The following is a 17,711-nucleotide window of genomic DNA, read 5'->3' as shown; positions in this document are numbered from 1 at the left end:
TCCGTCCGCGGTGATGGCTAGACGTTGACCACCAGCGATAGCCCCCGGCGACCGCGTGTTCGTTTGCGTTGCTTGCTGATCGCGACCAGCCGTGCCACGGCCAGCTCGATCCCGCGGGCCAGCGCATCGATGTCGGCGACGGCCTCATAGTCGGCCAGGACCCCGAAGAACAGGTCCTCGGCATAGCTCAGCATCGCGACCCCGGTCCGCAATTGCATGGCGATCGGCGGGACGGGGAACACGCTGAGCACCCGTCGGCCCATGAGCCGCAGCGGCCGGCGCGGCCCGGGGACATTCGTCGCCAAGGTGGTGACACCGCGCTGCGGCAGCTGGGTCAACAACCGGACCGCCCACGCCGTCAGCGGAAAGGGAATGCGGTTGGCCATCGACACGAATGCGTGGCCTGCCTGGCTCTGCCCGTGAGACTTGGTGCGGCCCAAGCGAGAATGGACGGTCCGCAGCCGCTCTATCGGGTGTTCCTCGTCGACCGGCAGGTACGGCAGCATCACCGACACGCGGTTGTCCGTCCTGTCCAACGCATCGACCGATCGCATCGACACCGGCACCAGCGCCCGCAGCGCGTCCGGCAACGGTGCTTCACCCCGCTGAACGAGGATGTTGCGGTAACTCTCCGTAATGGCGGCCAGCGCAACGTCATTGATGGTGACATCGAAGGTTTGGCACACCTGCGCGATGTCGGCCAGGGGAACCCGCGCGACGCCGTAGCGGCGCAACGTGGTTATCGGCCCGTTCAGCGACGTCGTCGTGGGACGCAATAAACCGGCGGTAATCTCCGCGGCGCCCAACGCGGTGCGGGCGGTGGCGGCCGTGATCGCGACCGAGGTGTTCCACAGCCCGCCGAGGATTTTCCACGGATTGATTGCCGGTCGACCGGATGAGACTCCTTGTCGTTCAGATCCTTTGGCGGCATGGATATGGCTTGCGAAGCTCTCGCCGATGCCGTCATCGCATAGGCCGGCAAGCATGTGGGTAGCGGCGATGCCGTCGGCCATGCAGTGGTGGATCTTGGTGAGCATCGCCCACCGGTTGTCGCTGAGGCCCTCGATGAGCCAGATTTCCCACAGCGGGCGATCCCGGTCGAGGCGGCGGGAGATCACGTCGGCGGCCAACTGGTACAACTCTCGGTCGTTGCCCGGTCGCGGTAGGGCGATGTGCCGCACGTGACGGCCGAGATCGAAGTCCGGATCGTCCACCCACACGGGTGCACCGAGGTCGAAGGGGCGCGTTCGCAGGCGCTGTCCGAACCGCGGGCACAAGCGAATCCGCTCGGCGAGGGTCGCCATCAGCGCATCACGCTCCGGGATCGGTCCCTCGATGACCGCCAGACCGCCGATCGCCAAACTCACGTGCCGGTCGGCGTCTTCCGCCTTCAGAAAGCCGGCGTCAAGGGTTGTCAGTTGATCCACGGCCGCCACCTCCCAACTTTATCTGCAACTAGTCGTTAACACCATTCTCTTCCCGGCGCGGCCGCGGCGGCAGGGCCAAAAGTCCCAAGCCGAGGCGGTAACACCCCGAATAGGCGGCGGCCTGCGGGCCAAAGATGTTTTGGCGCCGTGCATTAACACTCAGCGCCCTTCGCTCGGACGTTGTTGCCGTCTCGGGGACCATCTGCGCCGAGCATCCCTTCGCCTGGTTGCCCACTGCCTATTTAGAGGATATTATTCATTTATATATCCCTGGACGCAAGAGGGATCGGTCGCCGAAAACCCGGAGGCAGTCGTGTTGGACACGGTCACAAAGCAAGATCATCGGCACAGCGGCGGAGCCCTTCGGCCTTTCCCCGACGCTCGGGACATCGAGGCGGTCCTCACGCTGGCCACGCGGGCCCCTTCCATCGACAACACGCAGCCGTGGCGGTGGCGCGTGGACCGCACGAGCCTGCACCTCTACACCGATCCGGGCATGCAATTACCCAGCACCGACCCAGACGGCCGGGATCTGATCTTGAGTTGCGGTGCAGCGCTTCACCATTGCGCCGTCGCATTGGCGGCGATGGGTTGGCGCGCCGACGTGCACCGCCTACCCGATCCAGCCGATCCCGGCCACCTTGCCGCCATCGAGGTATCCCCGCACTCCCCCGATCGCGCCGAGACCGTCCTGGCGGAGGCAATCCCGCGGCGCCGAACGGATCGGCGGACCTACAGCGCGCGCCCGGTGGCGGCAACTGAAATCGCCGCGATGGCGGCCGTGGCCGCTCAGATGGGAGTGACGCTGCGCGTCGTCGACGCGCGGGAAAGGCTGCACGACATCGTCAAGCGAGCCGCGCTGGCCCACGCGACCGACCGCGATTACCTTGTCGAGCTCGCCCGATGGAGCGGTCGATACGGGTCGCGGGCCGGGGTGCCGGCCCGCAACATCCCCGAACACGATTGCGGCGCACCGATCCCCGGCCGCATCTTCGCCGGACCGGGGCTCGCGCAGCCGCCCGGCACCTCACCCGCGCAGGACAATGCCATCATTCTGGTGCTCGGCAGCGAAGCCGAGGACCGCCTGGCTCAACTCCGCGCCGGCGAGGCCACCAGCGCGCTGCTGTTGACGGCGACGGTGATGGGACTGGCGTCTTGCCCGATCACCGAGCCCCTGGAAATCCCGGAAACACGCGACGCCGTCCGCGACGACGTGTGGGGCGCGCAGGGCTATCCGCAGATGCTGCTGCGGGTGGGCTGGGCCGCGGACAGCGCGGCCGCCTTGCCGCCCACGCCGCGGCGCGCGCTCTCCGACGTCGTGGAGTGGGCGGGCCCGTAGCCGACGTTCGCTATGACCGGGACACCAACGTGGGCATGGCGGCCCAGCCGCGGACCGCGGCGGTCTCCGAGGGCACCGCGTTGGCCCAGTCGACCTCCCACGCCGGGAAACGCTTGAGGATCTCCTCCAACGCAATCCGACCCTCCAGGCGGGCCAGCGCGTTGCCCATGCAGAAATGCGTGCCCGCGCCAAAGGTCATGTGCGAACGCTCTTCCCGGTAGATGTCGAAGACGTCACCGTCCGGCGGGAACCGGCGGTGGTCGCGGTTGGCCGCGCCGACGAGCATCAGCATCGCCGAACCCTCCGGCACAGTCTGGCCGTAGTACTCGACATCGCGGGTGACGTAGCGGGCGATCTGGAGCGCCGGCGGCTCCCATCGCAGAATCTCCTCGATCGCCTGAGGAATCAGTCCCGGGTTCTCCACCAGATCACGGCGCTGATCCGGGTAGTCGGCCAGCGTCTTACCGGCCCAGCCGATCAGACGGGTGGTGGTCTCGGAACCGGCCGTGGCGATGACCGTCAAGTACATCAACAGCTCGTCGCGGCGCAGCTTGCGCACCGTGCCGGTCTCGTCCTCGAACTCGGCGTTGAGAAGGTCGGTCATGATGTCGTCGGACGGGTGTTCGGCGCGCCAGTCGACGAACTCCGCGAACACCTCGCCGGTAGCCAGCGCGTCGACGGTCTTCCCCTGCAGGGTCTCCTCGCCGTGGTCGGTGATCTGCCGCTGCCGGTCTTCCGGGAGCCCCAGCAGCATGCCGATGACGCGCATGGGCATCTGCTCGCCGAGGTCGTTGACGAAGTCGAACCGACCCGACCCGACCAGCGGATCCAGGCACCGCGCGGTGAACTCGCGGATCTGCGGCTCGAGTGCGAGCACCTTGCGCGGAGTGAACACCCGCGACAGCAGGTTGCGGTGAATGTTGTGGATCGGCGGATCCTCGAAAATCAGTGTGCCCGGCGGTATTTCCATGCCCGACTTGATGATCTCGAGCAGGGCTCCGCGCCCGGAGATGAACGTCTCGTGGTCGATAACCGCCTTGTTGACGTCGTCGTAGCGGCTCAGCGCGTAGAAGTCGTGCTGTTCGTTGTAGTACAGCGGGGCCTCTTCCCGAATCCGGGCGAACACCGGATAGGGGTTCATGTTGAGGTCGATGTTGTAGGGGTCGTAGTACAGGTCGGATTCGGTGGGGGCGGTGGGCACGGTCATCAGAACTCCATCGGGGCTGCAGGGCTGTTCAGCTGAATGGGGCCGACGCCGTCGGCGCCGGGCTGCACGATTTCGATGTCGAATGTCGCGGCGTAAGCGAAGTGCTCATGACTTCGCCGACGTCGGTGCGGGTCCCTGCGGCGATCTCCGCAGGCATGACTTGCTCAGCGGTCATCAGTTTCCCGTCGGCCCGTTGCGACAACGCAGTTACACTAGCACAGGCAAATGTAACGCCAGCCGTGCTCACTCACCCCCCCCCCCCCGCTGAGCAGCAGGTGGGGCGGCTCATCTCCCGTCCCGTCGACCGGGTGAGGCGCGTCAGACCACGCGGCCGCCCGCACATTGGCGACAGGAATGCTATTGAAGCAGCACGATTTCGACCGCTGGGTCCCTTACGCCATCCTCTTGCTCCAGGATTGATCCCAACGATCGATCGCCGCCACCTCTTCAAGAGGTTTGCGCCGCACCGCGTGGTGCCCGCCCTTGGGCCAGCCCACCGTGAGCAAGGTCGCGATCTTCCAGTCGTCAGGGATTGCGACCATGGACCGCAGCTGATCCTCGCAGGACCCGTGCCACAGGGTGATCGCCGCGCCCAGGCCTTGCGCGCGGGCCGCCAGCAGGAAGTTCTGGACGGCGGGAAAGATCGACCCTCCCTGCTGTAGTTCGGTGGTTCCCCGCTGCGGCTGGACACAGAACAGCACCAGCACGGGCGCCGCGCCACCGACGCTCATGTGCTCAGCCATCGCGCGCAGCACGCGCGACTTGGGGTCGTCAGCCTCGTCCTCGGGCATCGAAAGCCGATAGAACTCGGTCATGACGTCCCATGTCTTGTGCGCCGCCGCCGTGACCACGTCGCGCAGAGCGCTCGATCTCAGCACCACAAACTTCCACGGCTGCTGGTTGCCGCCGGACGGAGCCCAACTCGCCGCGCGCAGACAAGCGTCGATGACCTCGTCGGAGACGGGTTCGTCGCGATAGCGCCGCACCGCCGACGCGGTCCGCATGACCTCCCATAGGTCCACCGATGCGGGCGGGACCGGTTGTTCGCTCACAGCTTCGCCTTTGCGGGCAGCACGCCCCGCCAGGTTCCGCCGCGCACGGGGCCGGTGACCAACGGCAGATCGAGGGTGGACAGCAAACCAACTGGTGCGGCCATCACCGCGGGGATGGCATTGAGTTCGCGCATGACCGTCGCGTAGGTCAGGCCGCGCATGTTGTCCCCGCGGCCGTGCATCTCGATGTCGACGGTGTAGGTGGGCAGGCCGTCCACGATGACCCGGTAGCCACCGAGCGGTGATGGATGCCGCGGCCAATCCGGTGCGGCACCGTCGCCCATTCGGGTGATGTGTTCCAGCACAACGCGTTCCTCTCCGCCGACCATTCCGGCGAGCTTGAATCGCATTCCTCCCATGGTTCCCGGTTCGATCCACCCCGACGCCACTTCGTAACGCTCTGTCGCCAACCATTTCTCGATCGTCGTCTCAACGCGATCGAGTGGCAGGCCAACACCATCCGCGACCAGATGCACGGTGGGTCCCCACAACGCGGCGAGGCGGTCGGGGTCGAAGAGCGGCGCCGGATGGTCGGGGGTATGCCCAAACCCCATGAAGTCGAACATGATGTCGGGTTGACGGATCGGGCCGTAATCGAGCATCTCGAGCATGGTGATGCCGTCGACACGGCTGCTGAAGCCCGTCATCGTCAGCGCGATCACATCGTTCGCCCACCCCGGATCGACACCGCTGTTGAAAAAGCTGGTGCCGCCCTCCGCGCAGGCCGCCTCGAGCAGTTCGACGGTTTCCTGGTCGGCAGCGGGCGGATAACACATGGGCACCAACGAGGTACACACCACGTGCTTGCCAGCGCGCAGGCAGCGCGCGATGTCCACCGCCGCGTCGTGGTAGCGATAGTCACCCGACGCGAAGTACGCCACCACGTCGGCGTCCACCGATAGTGCGGCACCGATGTCCCGCGTGGCGATGACGCCGGTCGCGGGCATCCCGCACAGGTCGCCGGCGTCCTTGCCGTCCTTGGCTTCCGCGTGCACCACGACGCCGGCCAGCTCCAGGCCGGGATGGGCGATCAGGGCACGCAACGCGCCGATGCCGACCTGACCAGGACCCCACAGGATCACTCGTGGCTTACCTCGACCGTCCGCCATCGGCACCCCTTCCGATCGTCGCCCGCCGACCTGTGAGAACATATCTTCTCATATTGAGATAACACCATTACCGGATGCGGGAAGAAGGGGCGAACGGTGAGCGATTACGAATTCTTGAAGTGGGAGACCTTCGACGACGGCATGATCGTCCGGATCTCGCTGAACCGCCCCGACCAGCGCAACGCCCAAAACCGCGGCATGCTGGTCGAACTCGACGAGGCGTTTGCCCGCGCCGAATCCGATGACAACGTCCGCGTCGTCGTCTTGGCCGGCGAGGGCCCGATGTTTTCGTCGGGCCACGATATCGGCTCCAAGCAGGCGCGTGCCGAGTTCGGCCCCGGGCCCGGCCAGCACCCCACCGTGACCATCAACGGCGGTACGCGCGATGGAGCGGAGCGGACCATGCTGCAGGAATGGCACTATTTCTTTCAAAACAACCTGCGCTGGCGCAACCTACGAAAGATCACCATCGCCCAGGTGCACGGCGACGTGTTCTCGGCGGGACTCATGCTGATCTGGGCCTGTGACCTCATCGTGGGCAGCGAAGAGGTGCGCTTCGCCGATGTGGTAGGCACGCGGCTGGGCATGTGCGGCATGGAATACTTCGGCCATCCCTGGGAATTCGGACCGCGGCGCACGAAGGAGCTCATGCTCACCGGTGACGCGATCGGGATCGAAGAGGCCTACCGGCTCGGAATGGTGAGCAAGATCTTCCGGCGCGACGAACTGGCCGAGCGCACTCTCGAGTTGGCGCGACGCATCGCGGAGGTGCCCACGATGGCGGCCCTGCTCATCAAAGAGTCGGTAAACCAATCAGTCGACAACATGGGTTTTTACAACGCGCTGCAGTCGTGTTTCGCGTTGCACCAATTGAATCACTCGCACTGGGCCCAGATCCGGGAGGACAAGCTCCCCACCGCCGGCGAGGCGCAAGGGGTGCCGAACTGGCGGAGCGCTCCCCCGGTTGTCTTGGCCGTGAAAGATCAGGTCCGGTCCAGCGTCTAACGTTGTGCCGGTGACCAATAACTCGCCCGCGGCGCCACGCCCTATGGACGTCACCGTTCCGGGACATCTTTTCGCCCAGCTGCCGTTCTACGACGTCGTCGACACCGATGACTCGGTCGTCGTTGACCTGCACAACCGAGGAGACCTGAGGAACATTCGCGGCGCGCTGCAGGGTGGGCTGGTAGCCACTCTCATCGATGTCGCCGCAGGGCGCCTTGCGGTCAAATATGCCGGCGACGGCGACGGCGCGGGAACCGCGGACATGTCCATCCATTTCCTGGCACCGATCGTCGATGGCCCCGCGCGTGCGGTCGCCACGTTGGTGCGCGCGGGAAAACGGATGATCGTTGTTGCCGTCGACGTCTTCGACGTTGGCCGCGACCGACTCGCGGCGCGTGCGACGCTGAGCTTCGCGATCCTTGCGCGTCGCGATTCTGGTCACTCCGCGGCGGCGCCATAGCGCGCATCGGCCACCCGGTCCAATGCGACCGCGGGTTCGCCGAAAACCATTGCCCATCCCCGAACCCGGCGATAGTAAAGCTGGATGTCGCCCTCCATGCCGAACCCGTATCCGCCCTGAATGTGCAAGCTGCGCCGCGTGGCGTCGCGCGCCGTCTCATAGGCGAATGCGAACGCCATCGCAGCCAGTTCGCGAACGCAATCCGGCTCGTCGGCGAATGCGCACGCGGCTTTGAGCCCGAGCAGCCGCGCCCCATCGGCGGCGGTGGCGCTGTCGGCCAGCGGGTGAGACACCGCCTGGAACGAGCCGATCGCGGTTCCGAAGGCATGACGTTGCTGGGCGTAGTCGACGCCGATCTCCACGGCCCTCTGGGCCGCGCCCGCCAAAGCCGCGGCGGTCAGCGCGAGCCACAGGTCAACGGCGCCATCGAATAGGCCGCGCGCCCGCGGTCCATCCGCAAGGACGACGGGACCATCGTCAATCATGATGTCCGCCAGCGGCATTGACCCAAGGTTTTCCACTATGGTGCGGTTCTCGCCGATCGGCACCACCAGCAGCCGCCCCTGGGCCAGCGCGATGACGTGGTCTGCCACCGCCCCGCCGGGCACCAACCCCAACCGCCCACCGCGACCGGTGCGAGGCGCGAACGTGACCAGCTGCTCACCGGCGAGGACCTCATTCAAAAGCCCGGTACCGGCCTCGCCGGACGCCGCCAGCAGCCGCGCGGCAACCTGCGCTTCGATGACGGGAGCGGACGCGACCGCGCGTCCGAACTGTTCGGCGATCAACGCGAGTTCCAGTTCGGGCGCGCCCCATCCGCCGGCCGCCTCGTCGACCGCCATCTCCACCGCCCCCGTCTCCAGCAGGGCCTTCCACAGCTTGAGGTCGAAGCCCAACGGCTCGGCCGCCCGGACTCGTTCGGATGTCGACTCGCGCGCAAACAGCGCGGCGAACGAATCCACCAACTGTCTCTGTTCGCCCGTCAGGCTCAGGTCCACGTTATTGCCCCGTCACGTGCGGATATGGTTACTCTCAAAATTGAGATTAACATTGCCATGCGTACCGTCCTGGGCCGCGTGCCACGACAGATTGGCGTGCATACATGCACTTTCAGCTCGATACGGAGACCGAGACCTACCGCGACGGACTCCGTGCCCACTTGCACGACGTGTTGACCCCCGAATTCGAGGAACGCATCTACCGCAGCGGGGTCGCACACGACGACGAGTTCGCCAAAAGTCTCGTCGACAAGGGCTATTTCGCTCCGGCCTGGCCCGTCGAGTTCGGCGGACAGGGTCGCAACGCATGGGACGATCAGGTCGTCAAAGAGGAACTGATGCGGTATGACGCGCCGGTGTACCTCTCCGAGACAACCAGGATGGTGGCAGCGATCATCCGTGAGATCGGCACCCCCTTCTTGAAAGACCGCATCCTCACCGGAGCCATCAACGGCGACATCACCATTGCGCTTGGCTTCACCGAACCCGAATGCGGGTCGGACGTCGCGGCGGCCGCCACCCGCGTCGTGCGCGACGGCGACGGGTGGGTGATCAACGGCTCCAAGATGTTCACCACCAACGGTCACCTCGCCGACTTCGTGTTCCTGCTTGCGCGCACGAACCCGGACAAGCCGAAACATAAAGGCCTGACGATGTTCCTGGTGCCGGGCGACTCTGATGGCTTTGCGGCACAAGCCGTATGGACGCTTTCCGGGGAACGCACCAACATCACCTTCTACAGCGACGTCCGGATCGGCGACGAGTGGCGCATCGGCGAAGTCGATGGCGGCTGGCAGGTGCTCAGCCTGTCGCTGCAAGACGAGCACGCGTCCGGATGGGGGCCCCACCTGATCCGGCTGCTGCACCATGCCGAGCATTGGGCAACCTCCAGCGCGTCCGGCGACGGCTCACTGCCGATCGCCAATCCTGACGTCCGGCGCCGGCTCGCCCGCGTCGCGATGGAGGCTGAGGTGTCGATGCTGCTGCAGCGCCGGTGCGTGTGGATGGTCGAGCAGGGCGACATACCGGTGGCCGAGGGGTCAATGTCCAAGGTGTTCAGCACCGAGGCGCTCGAGCGTGCCAGCCAGGACGTGTTCGAACTCGTCGGCCCGGACGGTCTACGCAGCTACCTCGAGCCGACCGCTCCCGAACGCGGGCGGTTTGACCACTCGCTGCGATTCTCGTTGGGCACGACGATCTATGCGGGCACCAGCGAGATCCAGCGCAGCATCATCGCCCAGCGCGGGCTCGGCCTACCCCGTTAGTTTCTTCGGCCGTCCGGCCCGACCACCGGCTGCGGCACGCGGCGCCTTGCGCGCCGGCTTGGCTTTGACGTCCGACGCGGGCGGCGTGACGGCCTGTTTGCACCACGCCCACAACTGGTCCTCCGTCAGCTTGGAACCCTTGCCGCCCAGATGAAAAACGCCGATTTGAGCGAGCGCCGTCAGCGTGGTGTTCAGCAACGTGGTCAGCTGCGCGGGGGTCAGATCCGTGCGTACCAGTCCGGCCCGAGCACACGACGTGAGGATCTTGGTCAGCAGCTTCAGGTGCGGCTCCCAGACCTTTGCGAAGTCGTCCGGCCGCTCGATCTCCAGGCTCAGGTTGTAGATCGTCATGACCCGGCCCCCGACGGCTTCCGACGACTCCGCGCGGGACAGAACGCCCCGGCAGAAAGCCTCGAGTTGCTCCATCGGACCGTCGGCGGCCGCGACCTCGTGGCGAATGTCCTCGGTGAACTGGCTCGTGACGTTCTCGTAGAGCGCCAACATCAGTTCTTCTTTACCCGCGAAGTGTTGGTAGAACGCTCGCAGGCTGAGATTCGACCTGTCGATGAGGGTCTGGATCGTGAAATCGGCCTTGCCCGACTCCTCTACCAATTCCAGCGCGGTGGCCAGGAACCGCGAACTGCGCGCGAGAGCACGCGCTCTGGCAGAACTCAGACGCCGCTCGATCGTGCGTTGCTGCCACGAGCCGTGCAGCTCGACGTTGTTGTCGACCAATTCCAAGCCGGTTTCGGGATCGGGGCCGGCGGGCTTCTTCGTAGGCATAATGCGAAAAAGACTACCCGCCCGACGCGGAAAATGTGCGATCTACCTACACGTGCATGTTGATTCTCACTGCGGGTAAGTGATTACTGCCGGCATCGGCCCCGAAGGTTCGACGGCGGCCCGCAGTGGGGCGGTTCTCCCAGCGCCGGTACGCCTCCGAGGTACCTTGGTCCGACGGCAGCGCAGAGGTGCCCCGGCGCACCGGGCCGCCTCATGCGGTACCGTGGAAACGGTCATTCTCATTTCCGAATCCGTGTGCCACTCACTGAAGCCATGGGCCGTTCTCGAAGGAGTGCAGCGTTGAGCGCAGACATCCTCATCGTCTCGCCGGACGACCATCTGGTGGAGCCGGCCGATTTGTGGACCAGCCGGCTGCCCGAGCGCTATCGCGACATCGGCCCGCGGATCGTTCGCACGCGCGGGCGCATGGATCCATCCGTCACGTCCGATGTGGCTTTCGTCGAGGACGACGAGGGCCGCGACGCGGACATCTGGCACTACGAGGACGCGGTTATCCCGATCCCGCTCATCAGCGCGGCCGCCGGCTATGAAATCGACGAACTCACCACCGACCCCATCACCTATGACGAGATGCGCCCCGGCTGCTACCGTCCCGCGGATCGGCTCGCGGACATGGACATTGCCGGCATCGAAGCCTCGGCCTGCTTTCCCAACACCCTCGTACGCTTTTGCGGCCAACGCTTCCTGTACGGCAAGGACAAGGAGCTCGCCAGGCTCTGTGTCGAGGCCTACAACGACTTCCAGATCGACGAGTGGGGTGGCAGCTCGAACGGCCGGCTGATCCCGCTCGGCATCATCCCGCTCTGGGACGTCGAGCTCGCCTCGAAAGAGGTCGAAAGGGTGGCCGCCCGGGGGATGCGCGCGGTGTGCTTCTCCGAGCTGCCCTCTCGCCTTGACCTGCCGTCCATTCACAGCGGCTATTGGGACCCGTTCTTCGCCGCGTGCGAGCGAAACCAGGTGGGGATCATGCTCCACATCGGATCGAGTTCTTCGCTGACCAAGTCCTCCCCCGACTCCCCGCATGTCGTGACGAGCGCACTGATGGCCGTCAACTGCACCATCGCCATGGTCGACTGGTTGTTCTCCGGCAAGCTCATGCAGTTCCCCGGCCTCAAGCTCGCGTTTGCCGAGGCACAAGCGGGCTGGATCCCCTACTACCTGCAGCGTGTCGACGAGGTCTGGGAGGACCGGCGCGCGTGGGGCGGCATCCACCCCCTCTTGACCGAACCGCCGAGCAGCCAGGTGCCCGGACGAGTGTGGTTCTCCACCTTCGGCGATCCGGTCGCGTTCCGCATCCTGGATCTGGTCGGGCCGGACCAACTCATGTTCGAGACCGATTACCCGCACAACGACACGAACTGGCCGCGGAGCCTCGAGGTCGCAAACAAGGCGACGGAGGGCCTGGACGAGGACACCAAGCGAAAGGTGCTGTCCACCAACGCAAAGAACTTCTTCGGGATGGTGTAACGCAGCCGGTCGAGCCCTACAGCGCCTTCCACTGCGGCTGGCGCTTCTCGAGGAAGGCGCGCGGCCCCTCGATGGCATCCTTCGTCAGCGCCACCTTCATCCGGTAATTCTCGGCGAGCAGTTCCGCCTCGTAGATGGGCATGGTCAGACCTTTGCGCACGGCCATACGTGAACCACGCACCGCCAGCGGTGCATTCGAATTCACGATGTCGGCGATCTCCCAGGCGCGCGCCATGAGCTCATCGTGCGGGACCACTTCGGTGAAGACGCCCAAGTCATAAGCGCGCTGCGCGTCGAGCTTTTCGTGTTTGCCCATCAGGATCAGCCGCATCGCCACGGGCAGCGGGAGCACACGGGCCAGCCTGACCCCCTCGCGCCCGGATGTCACGCCGATGCTGACATGCGGGTCCATCAACGTCGCGCGCTCGGACGCGATGGTGATGTCCGCCGTGGTCACCAGGTCCATTCCCGCCCCACAGGCGATGCCGTTCACCGCGCAGATGATCGGCTTGGTCATCTGCAGCCACGGCGGTGTCGCCTCCTGCGGGGCGTCCCACTGCCGCATCGAGCTGAGGATGGGTTCGCCCTGGTTGTCGATGCCTGCCGCGTTCTCCATGTCATGGTCGGCGGCTTTGTTGACGTCGGCTCCGACGCACAACGCACGGCCGGCACCCGTGATGATCACGGTCCAGATATCTTGCGAGCGTTCGATTTCCGCATAAGCCACGGCAAGTTCGGCGATCATCTCGTCGTTGATCGCGTTGAGCACCTCAGGACGGTTGAGGGTCACGCAGGCGGCATGGCCCCTGACCTCGACCTCGATCGTGTCGTAGTGTGTCGCCAAGTCACGGTCCTTCTCTCACACTCGTTGGGGGGTAGTCGTTTTCACTCCGCCGCCGCGGGGACGCGCGCGGTCGGGTGAACACCAAGGATGTCGTGGAATCGTTCGCAATAGCGAGGCCAGACTTGCGGGTTCAACAAGCGAGGCGGCATGCGGCCTTCGAAGATCGTCTGCCACTGAGTCGCGGTGGCGACGGCGATGTCCCGCGCGGCCTCCACCGTGATGCCCGCGGTGTGCGGCGTCGCAACGACGTTGTCGAGTTGCAGCAGCGGGTTGTCCTGCCGGGGCGGCTCCTCGTGGAACACATCGAGGCCCGCGCCGGCGATTCCGCCGCTGACGAGCGCGTCGAGCAGCGCCGCCTCGTCATGAACAGGCCCGCGCGCCGTGGTGATGAAGAAGGCGGTCGGCTTCATCGCGGCGAATTGCGTTCTGCCGATGAGCCCGCGCGTCTCGCTCGTCAGCGGGCACGTCACCTGCACGAAGTCCGAACGTTCGACGAGCTCGGCGAGCGTCACCTGCTGCACACCGCGAGACCGCGCGGTCGTCTCGTCGAGGTACGGATCGAAGACCAGCACCTCCATGCCGAACGGCGCACACAACTCGACGAGGCGGCCCCCGATAGCACCGAGCCCGACGACACCGAGCGTCTTGCCGAACAGTTGAGTTCCCCGCAGGGCCAGCCGATCGCGAAGCGGACCGCTCCGTAGCGCGCGGTCGGAGACGGTGATCTTCTTGGCGAGGTCGAGCATGAATCCCAGGGCGTGCTCGGCCACCGCCTCCGCTCCCGGCCCAGAGTTGTTGCACACCGCTATCCCCGCGCGGGTGCACGCGTCGACATCGATGACGTCATATCCGGCTCCTGCCGAGCAGACGGCCAGCAGGCACGGGCAGCGCGCGATCAATGCCTCACCGGCCAGCCACTGTGCGCCGTCGGCCACGGAGGCAACATCGGTTCGCGTGGCGACTTGATAGCCGTGCGCGGACTCCAATGCCGCCCAGCCTGATTCGGCGGGCGCGGTCAGATCGAGTTTGACGATATCGATGCCGGACAGTTCCAGGACGTCCGCTGCGGCGGGGTCAGTCCACCGCTCGACGACCAACCGCGGTCGTGGCGCGCCGGTCATCTTTGTCGTGCGCCTTTCATGGCCGTGCCTTGGGTTTGGCCTGTGCCGCCTTGAACATGTCGGCCAGCGCCGTGTCGACGTTGCGGTAGTCGTTGCGCGCGATCGCGCCGTCGCGCCCGGGCACCACGTCGTATCCGAGCCGCAGATCCTTGTTCTCCATGTGGAAGTACTCGCGACCGATCGGCAGCCGACGATCTTCGCGCGGGACCTCCATCCAGGCGCGCAGGAAGCAGCGGGCCTTCTTGGGGTCGTCGCTGCTGACGAAGTCCGACCGTGAGTGGCACATCGCGAAGTTGTTGGCCACCGCCGCTTCCCCGGACTCCAAACGGAATTCGACCTGTTGGTCGACGAGTATGTTGCGCAGCAGCTCGACGGCCTCTTCTTGCTTCGGGGTGAATTCGCGCCCGAGCGTCTTCATGGCCGGCAGGATGCTGCTGTAGGTGAAGTTGATGCAGATTCGCCCGTTGATCTGGGAGAAGACCGGGACGTTGTAGGGCGTGACATCGGGCTGGTCATCGGGTTGTTCGCTACGTCGGTGGTGCGGAAAGCCCTCGTAGAGCACGTCGAGCAGATCGGGGCGTTCGGCCAGGATCCGATTGTGCGCGGCCGGGCCGCTGGCGAACTGGCTTTCGCCGCCCTGGGCCGCCGGGTAGACGCACAGCAGCGACAGGATGTCGGCGGCGTCGTTGTGCATCGCGAGTTCGGCACGAGACTTCGTGCCGCGAGCGGGTTGCACGCCGCCGGGCAGGATCTCTTCCTGAACGCGCACCATGCGGTGACCGAAGGAGTTGTTCGACACCAGATAGCCGAGGTGCGTGCAGAACGCCCAGTAGATGCGCTCGAGGTCCTCAATCGAATGCTGCTCGACCGGAAAGCCGCGCACGCAGGCCAGGCCCTTGCCGAACATCAGATCGTGGTAGAGCCGCGCCAGATCGTCGTCGAGGTCGGGGTGCCGAGCATCCTCTGGCGTGATGTCATCGCGGTCCTTGTTCGCCGTCTTGGCCAGGATCGATTCCAGCGCAGCCACATTGCGGGCGGACAGGTCGAAGGCGAAGTCTTCCTTGCTCGTGAAGTCCGCGCCGGTCCACGCCATTGGGTCGGTGACGCGTTCGGTGTAGATGGCTGTCGGCATCCGGTCCTCCTGTTGTGTGGGCGTCACTCTCGGTGATCGTTGTCAGTGGTCGCGGTGGCCCTGCAGTCCGCGAAGCGCTTGCGCACGGGCTGAGGCTGCCTCGGTCATCATCCCGACATCAGTCCCCGCCGAGATGAATCGCAATCCCAGTCCCACGAATCGATTCAGCAGGTCAACCGACTTTATTCCGGCAATACCGAGCGCCACGCCGTGCCTACGACAAGCCGCCGCGACCGATTCTACTGCACTGTGGAAATGATCATTCTCATACTGTCCATGGACGCCCATTTCGGCGGTCAGATCGCTCGGTCCGATGAGAATCATGTCGACGCCGTCGACGGCGGCGATGGAGTCGGCTGCTTCGACAGCTTCCGGGGTCTCGATCATCACGGCCACGACCGTGCGCCGTTCGAGCAGCTCCACCAATTGGGGCGCTGTTCGCGGTGCGTATCCGCTGACCGCGTTGGGACCCGAAATGGACCGGTTGCCGATCGGTGGAAATCGCGCGGCCTGCACGACTCGTTCGGCCTCCTTCTTCGAATTTATATGCGGCACAATAACTCCCACCGCGCCGCCGTCCAGGACGCGCGCGATGACGCTGGGATCGTTAGACGGCACCCGCACCAGGCCGGAGATCCCCGCGCCGAGCGCGCTCGCGCACAGCATCTGCGCGGTATCCAGGGACGTCGATGTGTGTTCGAGATCGACGTACACCGCGTCGTATCCACACGCCGCAGCGATCGCCGGAACGTCGGGCGTGCGCGCGTGGAGCAGCGCGAGGCACAACACCAGCGTCTCTGCCCGCAAGGCGTCCCGCAGCGCCGTCGTCATAGGCTCACGGTAGCCGACCGAGAATAACGTTTCCACAATATTGTCAACGGTCATTATCGGACGCCACGTCGATGTGATAACCATGAGCTATGTCATCGAACCGCGTCGCCATCGTCGGCGCAGCCTTGTCCGACTGCGGCCGGGTGCCCGACAAGACCGCCATGGCGCTGATGGCCCAGTCCTCGCGGCGGGCGGTCGCCGATGCGGGGCTCACGAAGGAGGACATCGACGGTTTCGGCGGGCACGGAACGTTGCTTCCCCCCGTGGAAGTCAGCGAGTACCTCGGTCTGCGTCCTACCTGGGTCGATGCGACCAATGTCGGCGGATCCTCCTGGGAAGTGATGGCCGGCCATGCCGCCGCCGCGATCGCGGCCGGCGAAATCGAGGTCGTTCTGTTGACCTACGGGTCGACCGCACGCTCCGACGTCAAGCGACAGCTGCGCGCGTCGGCTGCCGTGATGGCAACCGGCGGTGCCCTGCAGTACGAGGCACCCTACGGCGCGACCCTCATCGCCAAGTACGCCATGGCAGCCCGCCGGCACATGATCCAATTCGGCACCACCGTCGACCAACTGGCCGAAGTCGCCGTCGCGGCCCACGAGTGGGCGGCCATGAACGACAACGCATTTGAGCGAGACCGCATCACCGTTGCCGACGTCGCGGCCGCGCCGCTACTGGCGGAGCCGTTCACCTCCAAGCATGTGTGCCTGCGCACCGACGGTGGCGGCGCCGTCGTGCTCGCCAGCGAGCGCGTCGCCAGAGATTGCGCGAAGGATCCGGTGTGGATTCTTGGCTCGGCGGACGCGACGTCGCACGTCAGCATGGGCCAATGGCCCGATTTCACGACATCGCCGGCGGCGCGCTCGGGGCCACCCGCGTTCGCGCGGGCGGGGGTCAGCCCGGCCGACATCGATGTGTGTCAGCTCTACGACTCCTTCACGTCCACCGTCCTGCTGACCGTGGAGGACCTCGGCTTCTGCGCCAAGGGAGAAGGCGGCCCCTTCATAGAGTCCGGAGCGCTTCGCCCGGGCGGGTCGCTGCCGACCAACACCGATGGCGGAGGCCTGGCGTCGTGTCACCCGGGTATGCGAGGAATGTTCCTCATGGTGGAGGCGGTGCGGCAGTTGCGCGGTGAATGCGGAGCGCGTCAGGTCGCCGACGCCAGGTTGGCCTGCGTCCACGCGATGGGGGGCTTTTTCACCCACAGCGCCACAATGATTCTCGGGAGGTAGCGATGACGGCTCCTGATCGCCCCACCATCGACGCCGACGGTCAGGCGTGGTGGTCAGCCACGCAGGACCGCCGGCTGTTGGTGAATGCCTGCCGGTCCTGCGGTCGCAAATCGTTGTACGCCCGGCCGTTCTGCCCGCATTGTTGGGCTGAGGACGTCGAGTTGGCGCCGGCAACCGGTCGCGCGCGGCTCTACACGTGGAGCGTTATCCACCACAACGCCGCACCTTTTGACACGCGCACGCCGTACGTGCTGGCGATGGTCGACCTCGAGGAGGGACCGCGGCTGATGACGGTCGTGGAGAATTGCCGCGTCGAAGATTTGCGCGCCGACATGCAATTGGTGATCGCCTTCCGCGACGACGAAGACGGATTCGTCGTCCCGGTCTTCCGTCCCGCTGCCGACTAGGTTCGGCGGCG

General features: G+C 65.7%; 17 protein-coding genes. 7 read left to right on the top strand and 10 right to left on the bottom strand.

Annotation, left to right across the window (positions count from 1 at the left end; all coding sequences use genetic code 11):
- Positions 1–17: 17 nt before the first annotated feature.
- Positions 18–1,427 (bottom strand): WS/DGAT/MGAT family O-acyltransferase, encoded by a 1,410-nt coding sequence (locus tag K883_RS17360; RefSeq protein ID WP_008255467.1) that lies wholly within the window; start codon positions 1,425–1,427, stop codon positions 18–20.
- Between the two features lie 313 nt (positions 1,428–1,740).
- Between K883_RS17360 and K883_RS17355 the strand changes: the two genes are divergently transcribed.
- Positions 1,741–2,766, top strand: coding sequence for an Acg family FMN-binding oxidoreductase (locus tag K883_RS17355; protein ID WP_020822163.1), 1,026 nt, complete (start codon positions 1,741–1,743; stop codon positions 2,764–2,766).
- A gap of 10 nt (positions 2,767–2,776) precedes the next feature.
- On the opposite strand, the gene K883_RS17350 is transcribed toward K883_RS17355, so the two are convergent.
- From K883_RS17350 to K883_RS17340, 3 genes are all read right to left on the bottom strand, one after another.
- Positions 2,777–3,973, bottom strand: coding sequence for a cytochrome P450 (locus K883_RS17350; RefSeq protein WP_020822162.1), 1,197 nt, complete (start codon positions 3,971–3,973; stop codon positions 2,777–2,779).
- A gap of 392 nt (positions 3,974–4,365) precedes the next feature.
- Positions 4,366–4,977, bottom strand: a complete 612-nt coding sequence (locus K883_RS17345; protein ID WP_020822161.1) for a nitroreductase family protein — start codon at positions 4,975–4,977, stop codon at positions 4,366–4,368.
- Between the two features lie 44 nt (positions 4,978–5,021).
- A complete protein-coding gene (locus tag K883_RS17340; protein WP_014379760.1) occupies positions 5,022–6,107 on the bottom strand; it encodes an NAD(P)H-dependent amine dehydrogenase family protein in 1,086 nt (361 codons plus the stop codon).
- A gap of 123 nt (positions 6,108–6,230) precedes the next feature.
- On the opposite strand from K883_RS17340, the gene K883_RS17335 reads away from it, so the two are divergent.
- A complete protein-coding gene (locus K883_RS17335; RefSeq protein WP_009956460.1) occupies positions 6,231–7,139 on the top strand; it encodes an enoyl-CoA hydratase in 909 nt (302 codons plus the stop codon).
- A 43-nt stretch (positions 7,140–7,182) separates the two neighbouring features.
- Positions 7,183–7,599: a PaaI family thioesterase gene (locus K883_RS17330; RefSeq protein ID WP_008255458.1), complete on the top strand. Its 417-nt coding sequence runs from the start codon at positions 7,183–7,185 to the stop codon at positions 7,597–7,599.
- Here the strand turns inward: K883_RS17330 and K883_RS17325 are convergent.
- Positions 7,578–8,597 (bottom strand): acyl-CoA dehydrogenase family protein, encoded by a 1,020-nt coding sequence (locus tag K883_RS17325; RefSeq protein WP_020822160.1) that lies wholly within the window; start codon positions 8,595–8,597, stop codon positions 7,578–7,580. The two genes, K883_RS17330 and K883_RS17325, sit on opposite strands and share 22 nt — an antisense overlap.
- A 104-nt stretch (positions 8,598–8,701) precedes the next feature.
- On the opposite strand from K883_RS17325, the gene K883_RS17320 reads away from it, so the two are divergent.
- On the top strand, positions 8,702–9,862 hold the full coding sequence (locus K883_RS17320; protein ID WP_020822159.1) for an acyl-CoA dehydrogenase family protein: 1,161 nt from the start codon (positions 8,702–8,704) through the stop codon (positions 9,860–9,862).
- Here the strand turns inward: K883_RS17320 and K883_RS17315 are convergent.
- The gene (locus K883_RS17315; RefSeq protein ID WP_008255452.1) at positions 9,851–10,645 is read right to left on the bottom strand and encodes a TetR/AcrR family transcriptional regulator; all 795 of its coding nucleotides are present in this window, start codon (positions 10,643–10,645) and stop codon (positions 9,851–9,853) included. The two genes, K883_RS17320 and K883_RS17315, sit on opposite strands and share 12 nt — an antisense overlap.
- A gap of 300 nt (positions 10,646–10,945) precedes the next feature.
- Between K883_RS17315 and K883_RS17310 the strand changes: the two genes are divergently transcribed.
- Positions 10,946–12,133, top strand: a complete 1,188-nt coding sequence (locus K883_RS17310; RefSeq protein ID WP_020822157.1) for an amidohydrolase family protein — start codon at positions 10,946–10,948, stop codon at positions 12,131–12,133.
- Between the two features lie 16 nt (positions 12,134–12,149).
- Here K883_RS17310 and K883_RS17305 read toward each other — a convergent pair whose 3' ends face one another.
- From K883_RS17305 to K883_RS17290, 4 genes are read right to left on the bottom strand one after another with little or no spacing between them, the layout of a single operon-like run.
- On the bottom strand, positions 12,150–12,977 hold the full coding sequence (locus tag K883_RS17305; protein ID WP_020822156.1) for an enoyl-CoA hydratase/isomerase family protein: 828 nt from the start codon (positions 12,975–12,977) through the stop codon (positions 12,150–12,152).
- Between the two features lie 41 nt (positions 12,978–13,018).
- Positions 13,019–14,098, bottom strand: coding sequence for a hydroxyacid dehydrogenase (locus K883_RS17300; protein ID WP_008255445.1), 1,080 nt, complete (start codon positions 14,096–14,098; stop codon positions 13,019–13,021).
- A gap of 16 nt (positions 14,099–14,114) precedes the next feature.
- A complete protein-coding gene (locus K883_RS17295; RefSeq protein ID WP_008255444.1) occupies positions 14,115–15,230 on the bottom strand; it encodes a TauD/TfdA family dioxygenase in 1,116 nt (371 codons plus the stop codon).
- 42 nt (positions 15,231–15,272) lie between these two features.
- Positions 15,273–16,115: an HpcH/HpaI aldolase family protein gene (locus K883_RS17290; RefSeq protein ID WP_020822155.1), complete on the bottom strand. Its 843-nt coding sequence runs from the start codon at positions 16,113–16,115 to the stop codon at positions 15,273–15,275.
- Between the two features lie 35 nt (positions 16,116–16,150).
- On the opposite strand from K883_RS17290, the gene K883_RS17285 reads away from it, so the two are divergent.
- Both K883_RS17285 and K883_RS17280 read left to right on the top strand, forming a co-directional pair.
- Positions 16,151–17,293 carry an acetyl-CoA acetyltransferase gene (locus K883_RS17285; protein ID WP_008255442.1) on the top strand — a complete coding sequence of 381 codons (1,143 nt, stop codon included), beginning with the start codon at positions 16,151–16,153 and terminating at the stop codon, positions 17,291–17,293.
- A gap of 2 nt (positions 17,294–17,295) precedes the next feature.
- Positions 17,296–17,700 (top strand): Zn-ribbon domain-containing OB-fold protein, encoded by a 405-nt coding sequence (locus tag K883_RS17280; protein WP_014711344.1) that lies wholly within the window; start codon positions 17,296–17,298, stop codon positions 17,698–17,700.
- Positions 17,701–17,711: the final 11 nt, after the last annotated feature.

The sequence above is a fragment of the Mycobacterium sp. TKK-01-0059 genome, from assembly GCF_000709305.1.
Classification (GTDB): domain Bacteria; phylum Actinomycetota; class Actinomycetes; order Mycobacteriales; family Mycobacteriaceae; genus Mycobacterium; species Mycobacterium intracellulare.
The sequence above is the reverse complement of the archived record's forward strand: the minus strand, read 5'-3'. Positions and strand labels throughout refer to the sequence as shown.